Raw genomic sequence first — 12,812 nt, 5'->3', positions numbered from 1 at the left:
CAAACGAAGACACGAGCAACGAAAATGAAAGATCAATTACACATCATCGCAGCACAAAAGAAAAAGGAAAAAGCCTTTTGGTTATCTCAATTTGAAGATATGCCAACAAAAGAGGCACTTTTGGAAGTATTGGTCGCGCGTACTGCAAAAGCAAATGCTGCTGTAGAGACGATTCCATTTACGATCAACAAGGAAACCTATACAGAATTGATGCGTATTTGTAAAAATTCAGATCATTCATTGCATCTATTTTTACACACTGCGCTTTTGGTTTTGCAATACAAATATACGGGCACAACCACACAAACCATTGGCACAACGGTGTACAAACAAAAAAGCGATCAAGAAAAAATGATCAATACAGTGTTGCCATTAAAACAGCAAATTTCTTCGGAAGATTCCATTAAAAAAATACTTTTGGACACGCGCGCGGTAGTCACGGAAGCAGTAGCACATCAAAATTATCCGTTTGAAATTTTAAAACAACACATTCATCCAGAAGCTACAGCAGAAAATCCTGTACTTTTTGATACTGCTTTAGTGTTAGAAAACATACATGATAATAATTTCCCTGGCGCATTACAACCGCTATTGCTATTTTCATTTCATAACGATCAAACACAATTAAAAGGAAAACTTAGCTATCAAGAAGGTCGCATTTCCAAAGACATTGCTACGGCAATTACAACACATTTCGCGGATATATTACAACAAATTGTAGCGAAAATAGACACTACTGTTGCTAAGATTTCGTTAATGCCATCTGCACAAAAGCAACAATTGGCTAACGGTTGGAATGCCACTACAAATACCATTTCTTTAGACAAAACCATACACAAACTATTTGAAATTCAAGTGGATAAAACGCCTGATAAAGATGCGATTGTGTTTGAAAACAAGACATTAACCTATCAAGAACTCAACAAAAAAGCAACTGCTGTAGCAGGTATATTGCAAAATAAAGGAATCAAAAAAGGCGAAGTAGTTGCGATAATGACATCAACTTCTTTTGAAATGATAATTAGCGTCTTTGCCGTGTTAAAAGCTGGCGGATGCTTTCTTCCTGTAGATCCTGCAAATCCTACGGAAAGAATTCAATCCATTGCAAACGATAGCAATGTTCGGTATATACTTACCAACGGGAATCAAACTAAAAATTTCACTTCCGAAGTTGAGCTTATTCACATCAATAGTGAAACTCTCAACACAACCGATACTGCATTCAAATCGCATGCTGGCAATTCTTCTGAAACCTGCTATGTTGTATATACTTCAGGATCTACAGGCGTTCCTAATGGTGTAAAAGTTTCGCATAGTGCATTGGCAAATTTGTGTGCATGGCATAACGATTTCTTTGAAGTTTCTGCGACAGCGCGCGCGACCAAAATTGCAGGTTTTGGCTTCGATGCTTCCGTTTGGGAAATAATGCCATACATTATTCAAGGTGGAACACTATTTTTAACTTCTGACACGATAAAATATGACATTCATGAACTTCATCTGTTTCTTGAAGAAAATAGCATTACACATTCTTTCTTGCCAACAAAACTTGGAGAAGCCTACATACAACGATATGATTCGTCTTCTTTACAACACTTATTAGTTGGTGGCGAAAAATTAGCACGCGTCAAAAAACGTTCGTATACAATTACAAATGCTTACGGTCCGTCTGAAAATGCAGTTGTTGCCACAGCGTATAAAATTTCCAAAACTGCGTATGAAACAATTCCAATTGGGAAACCAATCACAAATACAAAAGCATATGTCATACAACCTAAAACACTCGAATTATTGCCATTGGGAATGTGTGGCGAATTGTGCATTTCAGGCGCAAGTTTGGCAAGCGGATACGTATCTAATGACGAACTTACGCAGCAACGTTTTTGTAAAAACTTGATCAATAATGGAGAAATTGCCTATAGAACTGGCGATTTAGTCCGTTGGAACTCCGAAGGAAATCTTGAATTTATAGGACGTGTCGATACACAAATAAGTTTAAGAGGTTTTCGAATAGAACCACAAGAAATAGAAACGGCAATTCTAAAAATAATACAAGCAACACACTGTGTAATTGTCAAACGAGCAATCAATGAATCCGAAAGTGTGATCTGTGCATTTATTGAAACAACTCAAAAATTTGATAGTAAACAACTTAAGCAAGAATTAAAAAAGAGTTTGCCCGAATATATGATTCCTACGCACATTGTACAATTGGAAAAACTTCCCTTGACAACGAATGGAAAAATTGACAAAAAAGTATTACAACTTCCGAAACGAAAAACAAACGATATTGTACTGCCTACCAATGAAATAGAAGAAAAATTAAGACACATTTGGAGTCGCATCTTAAAAATTGATATTGAAACAATCAGCACTGAAGAAAGCTTTTTAGAATTGGGTGGAAACTCGTTAAGTGTTACACTGCTAAAAGCCAACATTCAAGATGCCTATGCAGTTGCCATATCTGTAAAAAAGTTGTTTGAAATTGTAACCATAAAAAATCAGGCAGTATACATTGCTTCCGCAGAAAAAGCAACTATGGTAACCATTCCGAAAGCAATTTCGAAAACAAAATACACTGTATCTTCTGCGCAAAAACGAATCTTTTTTCATCAACAATTGCATCCAACAAGTACGATATACAACATTCCAAATGTATTTGAACTCAAAAATTATACGCATGAAAAACTAGAAAAAGCGTTTCAACAATTAATTGCACGGCATGAAATTTTACGCACTTCTTTTCAGTTTGAAATCAATGAACCTGTCCAAATCATTCATGAAACCGTCAATTTTACAATTGATGTGCTGCATACAACTGCGGCATCACTAGAAACTACATTACAAAATTGTGTACAACCATTTCAACTGGAAACTGGAACACTATGCAACGTAAAAATTATACACAGTGATGATGCACAAACATTTCTATTTATTGACATTCATCATATCATTTGCGATGGTGTTTCCATTCTTATCTTGCTAAATGAATTACTAGCGCTGTATGGTGGAGAAACACTCTCACAACCAACCATACAATACCGTGATTTTTCGGAATGGGAACAAGCAACGCCACAGCAATTACGAAAAAAATCGCAGGAAAAATTTTGGCGTACAGAACTTCAAAAACCAATACCTACCGTAAATCTAATTACTGATTTCAAGCGTCCAAATAGTGCATCTTATGAAGGAAGCACGTTGCATTTTACCTTAAATAGTACTGAATTTGAACGTGTGCAACAAGCTACAAAGGCACACAAAACCACGTTATTTGTGTTTCTACTTAGCACATTTAAAATTTTACTGTCAAAAGTTACAGCGCAAAAAGATATCATCATTGGTACCGCCGTTACAGGACGTGAACACATGCAATTATTAGATACGGTTGGAAATTTTGTCAACACGGTTTGTATCCGAAGTCAAGTAGAAGCAACTGAAAGTGTCGCGGAATATATTAAAAGACTAAAAACTAAAATCGCAAACGTTTTTGAGCATCAAACATATCCTTTTGAAGAACTTGTAGAAAAGCTCGACATTACTGCTGAAGCTGCTAGAAATCCACTGTTCGACATTGCTTTTGTGCTTCAAAATATTGCAGATGAACAACTACGAACCGTTGACAAAAATGGTTTATCCCTAAAAAAAGTAGCACAACTCGCTTTTACCGAAAATACTGCCAAAGTCGATCTCGTGTTCACCGCAATTTTAGATGGAGATCAATTGGCATTTACCATTGGTTACAAAACGAAACTATTCAAGGAAAGTTCTATAAAACAATTCTTTGAATACTACAAACATGTTTTAAACAGCATTATTACAAACGATCAAACAAGCATACAGGAACTAAACCTTCCGATAAAAATAAAAGAAGTACAAAAAACAAAAATTGACAGCTTTAAAGAAGATTTTAATTTCTAATAAAACCTGCTAAAAAGCATTAACAATATTATAAATGAATGATAGAAAACTAGCGTTAAACATACAAACCGAAGAAAAAAAATACTGGGAACAAAAACTTTCAGATGTACCTGAATCGTCTTCATTTCCTTCAGATTTTCCATTGAAACATACTGTTTCTCCTACGCAAGAAAGTATCGCTTTTCAAGTGCAACATGCGTTATATGAAAAAATAAATGCACTAAGTGAAGGTTCGCATTCCAAATTGTACATGATTCTTGCGAGTGGACTTTTGGCACTATTGAACAGATACACAGGAAACGAAGATGCACTTCTTGAAACACAGATTTTCTCCAATTCAGAAGACACGGATCTGTTAAATGAACGCTTAATTTTAAGAACAGCATGTACTGCCGAAAATAATTTTAAAGACATCTTAATGGTAGTTCGAAAAGAGGTAATAGACTCCATTGAACATCAAAACTATCCGCTAGACCTTTGGATCAATGCACAAGAAGCGGAACACAAAGGAAGCAAACATGCGTTTCTTCAAACTGGATTGCGATTGACAAACTTGCAAGCCATACAACCAAAAACCGCTTCTGCCCTATTTTTCACATTTACCGAAACTGATGATCTCTTAAAATGTGAGGTTACTTATAATTCTGCTACATACAAAAAAGTGAGTGTGGCACGTATAATAAAAAACTACCAAAACATGCTAGCTGCATTATTGACAAATCCTGAGGAAGCCATCGGAAATGTTGCAATTGTAGATACAGAAGAGCAAGAAGTACTTTTCAATTTTAACGCTAACAAAGCATACGATGTCAAGTTAGCAGTGCATGAAATAGTTGAATTGCAAGCAGAAAAGCATCTTGATAAAATTGCAGTTGTAGGCGAACAGGAAACACTTACTTACAAACAATTAAACGAACTATCCAATCAAGTAGCACATAGTTTAATTCATGAATACGGAATAGAAAAAGGCGATGTAATTGCAATACTATACGAACGTTCTCCAAAAATGATTGTTGCCATGCTGGCAATTCTAAAAGCTGGTGGCGCATACGTTCCAATTGATGTAAATTATCCAACAGATCGAATTCAATACATTTTAGAAAATACAGAAAGTAAACTCTTATTCACGTCTTCTAACTTTCTATTCGATTTAGATTTCTACACAGGTACATTTTTTGCGCTAGACTTACAACTTGAAGATTTAACCACAGCAACCGAAAATGTAAACCTAAAAATATCGCTGGAAGACTCCGTGTATGTCGTATACACTTCAGGTTCTACAGGTCGCCCAAAAGGTGTTGAAATTAAACATGCTTCATTGGTAAACCTCGTCAATGTCTACAAAGAACAATTTAATATCACTGTAGATGATCGCTTAACGCAAGTTGCCAGTGCCGGATTTGACGCCATGGGATTTGAAATATGGCCAAGTCTGCTGAACGGTTGTGCGCTCTACATCATTGATGAATTCATTCGATTAGACACCATTCAATTAAAAAAATGGCTTGAAGAAAACAAAATTACGGTTTCGTTTCAACCTACCGTTTTAGCAAAAAAACTCTTGGAACTTCCGTGGCAAAAAGGAACACTACGAGCGCTAATTTCAGCAGGAGAAAAACTTCAAATAGAAACAGTACCCGAAGTTCCTTTTGACATATACAACTTATACGGACCAACCGAAGATACAGTTTGGACTACCTGGAAAAAACTAACGCCAGCAACAATGCGTCCGTACTACTCTATCGGAGCACCAATTCTAAATCATGCAGTATACATTCTGACCAACACACAACAATTACAACCTATTGGAGCCAAAGGAGAAATCTGCATTGGCGGCATCGGAGTTGCCAAAGGATACTATAAAAATGAAGCACTTACGGCTGAAAAATTTATCAAAAATCCTTTCAAAGAAAATGACTATTTATACAAAACTGGCGATATTGGTATTTGGCATGATGAAGGAGAAATAGAATTCATAGGTCGTGTAGACGATCAAGTCAAAATAAGAGGACAACGGGTCGAAATCAAAGAAATAGAGCATGTAATTCTCAAAAATACAACCATTTCAGAAGTTGTAATTATTCCTAAAACAGATGATGACAACCATGTCTATCTAACGGCGTTCTGTGTGACGCAACATGCGGAAACGATGCATGCACTAAAACAAGAACTTGCGAAGGAACTGCCTGATTATATGATTCCTACAGAAATGGTACAGCTTGAAACCTTGCCGCTAACTGTGAATGGAAAAGTAGACAAAAAAGCGTTGCAACAACAAAAAGTAACAAAGACCAAAAGTCAAAACTATGTGGCGCCAGAAGGCAAAACGGCGATCGCGATTGCAAAACTTTGGGGAGATCTTTTAGATGTAGCAAGTGAAAACCTAAGTGCCGAAGACAACTTTTTTGACATTGGCGGACATTCGTTAAAAGCAACCATTCTCATCACGTTGCTCAATGAAGAATTTCAGACGGCATTCACGCTAAGTGATATCTTTAAGTACAATTCCATTGCGCAACAAGCGGCGTACATTGATTCGCTAGCACAAAAAACGGTAGTTGACACAAAAATTCCGTTAGCACAAAATCAAGAATACTATCCATTATCTTCTACACAAAAAAGACTCTTCTTTGTCAATCACTTTGGTGGAATAGGAATTACGTACAACACACCGCTAATTGTAGAAACCGAAGGAACTGTTGACATTCCACGCATGGAAATGGCGCTGAACAATCTCATTAAGAGGCATGAAATACTAAGAACTTCATTTGAAGTAAAAGACGAAATTCCTGTACAAATAATACATGAAGAATTGCACTGTAGCATTCAAATCATCGAAAGAAATCATGAAAAACTAAACGATCAAATTAGAAAACTCATCACGCCGTTTCAATTGGCTACTTTGCCACTACTCCGCGTATTTTTCATCAAACAAACACCAGAAAAGGGAATTTTAATATTTGACACACATCACATGATTTCCGATGGAACTTCGCTCGGCATCATCATCAAAGACCTTTTAAAACTATACAACAATGAAACTATAGCCGACTTAGCAATACAATACAAAGACTACGCTACTTGGCAACAAAGTGATGCATATACAGAATTTCTAAAACCACAAGAAGAATTTTGGTTACAAAAACTATCCAATGAATTGCCCGTACTAAAGCTTCCGCTAGATTATCCTCGGAAAAACATTGAAGAATACGACGGAAGTACGTTTGAATTCTTGCTAGACGCACACACTACAAACAAGCTAAAAGAACTTTGCAAAGACGAAAAAACAACACTTTTCAGCACGCTATTTAGTGTATTTAGTGTTTTCCTTACCAAAATTACGGGACAACACGACATGATTATCGGAACTCCCGTATTTGGACGTACACATGCAGGTTTGCAAGATTTAATAGGAATGTTTGTAAACACACTTGCGGTTAGAATTGCTTCCGACAACTCGTTAACGCTACACGAATTCATGCAATCTGTAAAAACAGAAGTCTTAGATGCATTAGCGGCACAAGACTATCCGTTTGAAAGCTTAGTAGACAAACTTTCTGTAGAAAGAGACATGAGTAGAAATCCACTATTTGATGTTTGCTTGGTAATGCAAAACATGGACATTCCTGAAATAGAATTTCCAAATCTCACCGTGCGACAACGTGATTTTCACGGAGCTACTTCAAAATTCGACTTAACGCTTTTTATCGTGGAAACTCCAGAAGGAATTGTATGTAGTTTCGAATACAAAACTGGATTATTCACAGCAAAAACAATTGAAAAATTTGCAGGTTACTTTGAAAAAATCACAAAAGCATTCATCACAAATCCGCAACAAAAAATTCAAGAAATCCATCTCGTATCAGAAGCTGAAAAAGTACAGCTCCTAGAAGAATTCAACGCCACAACTTTTGAATATCCACACAATAATAATGTGATGGAAATCTTTAAAAAACAAGTTGTCGCAACGCCACATGCAGTAGCACTATCGTTTGAAGATAAAACACTTACATTTCAAGAATTAGACGAACAGTCAGATGCCATTGCAAACTATCTAATTCACGAAGAAAACACCACACAAGAACAAGCTGTTGGCGTTTTAATGTCAAGATGTATACACCTTTTTCCTGTCATCTACGGAATCTTAAAAGCTGGTGGCGTATACGTTCCGTTAGGTGTCGGATTGCCTGAAAACAGACTCAGACAAACAATTGAAGATGCAGAAATTGCAACAATTCTAAGTGTCAAAAGTGAATTAAAAACACTCAACCGATTGCAATGGGAATGTCCAAAATTTCGCAGTTACGTTTGTATAGACAGTACAAACATTTTCAACGAAAAAGAAACACAAGAAAACCTCTTGATGAACAAACAAATTTGGGATCATGTTGGGGAAACCAGTAAAAACGAAATTGAAGGTGGTGGATGGCAAAGTAGTTATACAGGACAAGCCTTCTCTAAAGAAGAAATGCAAGAATACGCTGAAAATGTTACCAAAAAAGTACTGCCCGTTTTACATAAAAACAGTAAGGTTTTAGAAATTGGTTGTGCTTCAGGAATTACCATGTATTCGCTTGCTCCAAAAGTTGCGCTGTATTACGGAACGGACTTGTCGGAAGTAATTATTGAAAAAAACAAAGCGAAAATTAACTCCGAAGGAATTGAAAACATACAACTAAAATCACTTCCTGCGGATCAAATTGATACCATAGCTGAAGAAAACTTTGATGTCATCATTATCAATAGTGTAATTCATCTCTTTCACGGACACAATTACTTTCAAGATGTGTTGCAAAAAGCAATTGACAAAATACACGACAAAGGATACATTTTTGTGGGAGACATAATGGATCATGCGCTAAAAGATGTCATGATTGCTGATTTTAATCAATTCAAAAATGAAAACCCAAAGTACAGAACAAAAGTAGATTGGTCACAAGAACTATTTGTTGCCAAAGATTGGTTTACAGATGTAAGTACCAAACTCACAGCGATGAAATCATTGCAGTTTTCAAACAAAATAAAGACCATTGAAAATGAATTGACAAAATACAGGTACGATCTACTTATTGAAATTGACAAAAGCAATACAACGCAACAAACAATTCAAAAGAAAAAGCAACAATTTGATTGTACAATTTTAGAAAAACACGCCGCAAAAACGGTTCCCAACACAACGCTACCAAACAATCTAGCGTATATCATTTACACATCTGGTTCTACAGGAATTCCTAAAGGAGTTATGATTGAGCATGCATCGCTACTTAACAGAATTCATTGGATGCAACGCAAATATCCGTTAAACGCTGACGATGTCATTCTACAAAAAACAACACTGACATTTGATGTTTCCATTTGGGAATTATTCTGGGGCGCATTTACGGGCGCTTCCGTTTCTCTATTGCCAATTGACGCCGAAAAAGATCCGCATCACATCATTGGCAACATTCAGGAAAACAAAGTTACCGTACTGCATTTTGTACCATCGATGTTTACAGCTTTCTTAGATTATGTTGAATGGAATCAGAGCATCGAAAAACTAACAACATTAAAATACATTTTCTGTAGCGGAGAAGCCTTAGGGCGCGATCAAATACGCAGATTTCACAAACTCTTTAAAAATCATACACACACAAAACTCATTAACTTATACGGGCCAACGGAAGCTACAGTTGATGTTTCGTATCATGAATGTAAAGATGAAGAAGCACAAACAATCGTGCCTATTGGAGCGCCAATTGACAACATTCAATTACACATCGTTGATGAAAATTTACAATTAATTCCAATTGGATTGGAAGGACAAATCTGTATCAGTGGTGTTGGTGTAGCACGCGGATATATAAACAGAGAATCGCTTACCAAAGAAAAATTTGTCACGGCTCCATTTTTAAACCATCAAAAAATGTATCTCACGGGAGATGCTGGAAGATGGTTGCCTTCTGGCGAAATAGAATTCTTAGGTAGAATAGATCATCAAGTAAAAATTCGCGGATATCGTATAGAACTGCAAGAAATTGAAAATCAGCTCCTAAACATTCCCGATGTCGGAACTGCTGTTGTCATGGCTCGAACGGCTTCCAACACTCAAAATGATATTGCAACGCCTACAAAAGATACGTACTTAGCTGCATACATTACAAGTACGCAACGCATAAAATATTACGACAACGCCTCAAAGTTGTTGCAACAAGCGCAATTGCAATCGCAGTACTTGCACAAACTAGCCAACGGAATGCCGCTGTTTCATGTAAACACGCGGGAAGCAGATTTTATGTATGGCGAAATTTTCAAAGAAAACGCATACCTAAAAAATGGAATTCAGTTAGCAGAAGGCGCATGCGTACTTGATGTTGGTGCCAACATTGGTATGTTTTCGGTTTTTCTATCACAGCTATTGCATGAAGTAACCATTCATGCTTTTGAACCTATCACACCATTATTTGAAAAACTACAGTTAAATGGACAACTTTACGGAAATCAACACATAAAAGCACATGCCGTCGGAATATCGGATACAGAAAGTGAAGCGACCTTCAAATACTATCCAAATGCGTCTATCATGTCTGGACAATATGGTAATGTAAACGATGATGCAAGTTTGGTAGCTACTTACATGAAAAATCAACTATCAGGCGATGCAATGAACGAAGAAGAACGTGCTGCAATACTTCACGAACGTTTCAAAAATGTAGAAGAATATACTTGCAAACTAAAATCAATCTCTCAAATCATTGCCGAAGAAAACATTCAAAACATTGATTTATTAAAAATCGACGTTGAAAAAAGTGAATGGGAAGTACTAAATGGAATGCAAGAAAAAGATTGGGACATTGTGCAACAAATTGTCATAGAAGTACATGATGTTGACAATCGTTTACAACAAATTCAACAAAAAATTGAATCACACGGATTCACGATTATTACGGAGCAAGATGCAAACTTTACAGATACACACATCTACAATTTATATGCTACACGCGCAACAACTATTGATAATGTCAATAACAAGCCAGCAACGCTACAACTGTACTGGAAATCTGATGATGAGCTCATCAAAGAAATTACGACCAAGCTAAAAAGCGTAGTACCCGATTATATGATTCCTGCACAAAGCGCCATTGTAATTTTGGATGAAATTCCAACACATGCCAATGGTAAAATCAACAGAAAACAATTACCCGATCCATTGCAGCAAAGAAGAGTACATGAAACTGCGTACGCTGCACCAGAAACCGACTTAGAACACTTAGTCTTAGAAGTTTGGCAAAAAGTAATCGGCAGAGATCGTATTAGCATAAAAGACGATTTCTTCCACATTGGTGGCGATTCTATCAAATCTATTCAAATCGTTTCAAGACTGAATACAAAAGGATACACCATAAAGATGAAAGATGTCTTTGAAAATCCTACCATTGAAAAACTTGCCAAAGTCTTGACAAAAAATGAAATTGTTCGTGATCAATCTGCCGTTACGGGAGAAATTGCGCTGACGCCAATCAAAAAAGCATTCTTTCAAAGCGATTTGCAATATGCAGATCATTTTCATCAAGCAGTATTACTGTTCAAAAAAGAACCATTTGATCTCACGGTTTTAGAAAATGTCATCAAAGAATTGCAAACACATCATGATGGACTTCGTTCTGTTTTTCATAAAAATACTTCTGGAGAATATATTCAAAAATTACAAGACATTGAGCATCCCGTAGATCTTACCATATACAATCTGAAAGAAGATGCCGCTTTTGAAACCGCAATGAAAAACATCATGGCAACAATGTCTTCAAACTTTTCACTCGAAGTAGGTCCATTGATCAAATTTGCCGTATTTCAAAGTACAAAAGGCGATTATTTATACCTTTTAAGTCATCACTTACTTATTGATGGACTCTCATGGCGAATTCTTATTGAAGACCTAAATACACTTTTACTACAAGCCAAAGAAGCACAAACATTCCAATTGCCGCGCAAAGTATCTTCCTTAAAAGAATGGTCGGAAGAAATGTACACACACTATGTAGAAAGTTCAAAATTTGAAAAAGAGCTTACCTTTTGGCAATCCTACCAAGCGCAAGAATTTTCAAAAATCCCAGTGCTTACGGATGAAAATACACAGGTAAAAGAAGTCGCTTTCGCTGAATTTTCACTCAACAAAACGCAGACTACAAACGCAATTGAAGAAGCAAATACGGTATTCAATACCAAAGTGGACGATTTGCTAATTGCTGCGATCACACGCGCTGTTCGTGAGGAATTTTCAATAACAAACGAAATTCCAATCCTATTGGAACATCACGGAAGAGAACCGTTTAATGCTACTGTAGATGTCAATAGAACCATCGGTTGGTTTACAACACTATATCCTGTAATTGTGGGCGCACCAACTGATTACGACTTGAAACAACACATAAAATATGTAAAAGAAAAAGTACACCAAGCTGCTGAACACAAACTTGGATATGCCGTTGGACGTTATGTACTTCAAGAAAAAAATACAAAACTAAATCATATCAATCCGCAACTACTATTCAACTATTTAGGGCATTTTGATGCGGATATTAGCAACATTAGTGAACTAGAAACGACAGACATTTCACTTGAAAACATGGAACATCCGCAACGAACACGCGCATACGACATGGAAGTCACAAGTGTCGTCATCAACGGACAATTATCGGTTCGTATATCGTACAGTTCCAATAAATTTGAAGAAGCCACCATTCAGGCGTTCTTAGAAAAAATACAACAAAACTTAGAAGCCATCATTGCGTTCTGCTTGAGCTGTGAAGAAACAGAAATTACACCTAGCGATCTCACATTTACAGACATATCATTAGAAGAATTAGACGCATTAGAATCCTTCTTTGACGAATAAAAAAACAACGAAAACAGTA

2 protein-coding genes and 2 pseudogenes are annotated in these 12,812 nt (G+C 36.5%); all 4 read left to right on the top strand.

What is annotated here, in order from left to right:
• Positions 1 to 24 precede the first annotated feature (24 nt).
• The 4 genes and pseudogenes from AA089_RS17905 to AA089_RS25865 all read left to right on the top strand — a co-directional run bounded on the left by AA089_RS17905 (position 25) and on the right by AA089_RS25865 (position 12,793).
• Positions 25 to 3,918 (top strand): non-ribosomal peptide synthetase, encoded by a 3,894-nt coding sequence (locus AA089_RS17905; protein ID WP_046758364.1) that lies wholly within the window; start codon positions 25 to 27, stop codon positions 3,916 to 3,918.
• A gap of 34 nt (positions 3,919 to 3,952) precedes the next feature.
• Positions 3,953 to 8,827: pseudogene (locus AA089_RS25875) on the top strand (amino acid adenylation domain-containing protein); the annotation flags it as partial.
• A gap of 84 nt (positions 8,828 to 8,911) precedes the next feature.
• A pseudogene (locus tag AA089_RS25870) lies at positions 8,912 to 9,950 on the top strand (amino acid adenylation domain-containing protein); the annotation flags it as partial.
• Between the two features lie 32 nt (positions 9,951 to 9,982).
• On the top strand, positions 9,983 to 12,793 hold the full coding sequence (locus AA089_RS25865; protein WP_449546067.1) for an FkbM family methyltransferase: 2,811 nt from the start codon (positions 9,983 to 9,985) through the stop codon (positions 12,791 to 12,793).
• Positions 12,794 to 12,812 lie beyond the last annotated feature (19 nt).

Origin of the sequence: Kordia jejudonensis (assembly GCF_001005315.1) — a bacterium.
In the GTDB taxonomy this organism is placed as follows: Bacteria; Bacteroidota; Bacteroidia; order Flavobacteriales; family Flavobacteriaceae; genus Kordia; species Kordia jejudonensis.
Note: the sequence above shows the minus strand (reverse complement) of the source record. Positions and strands in the feature narration are given on the sequence as shown.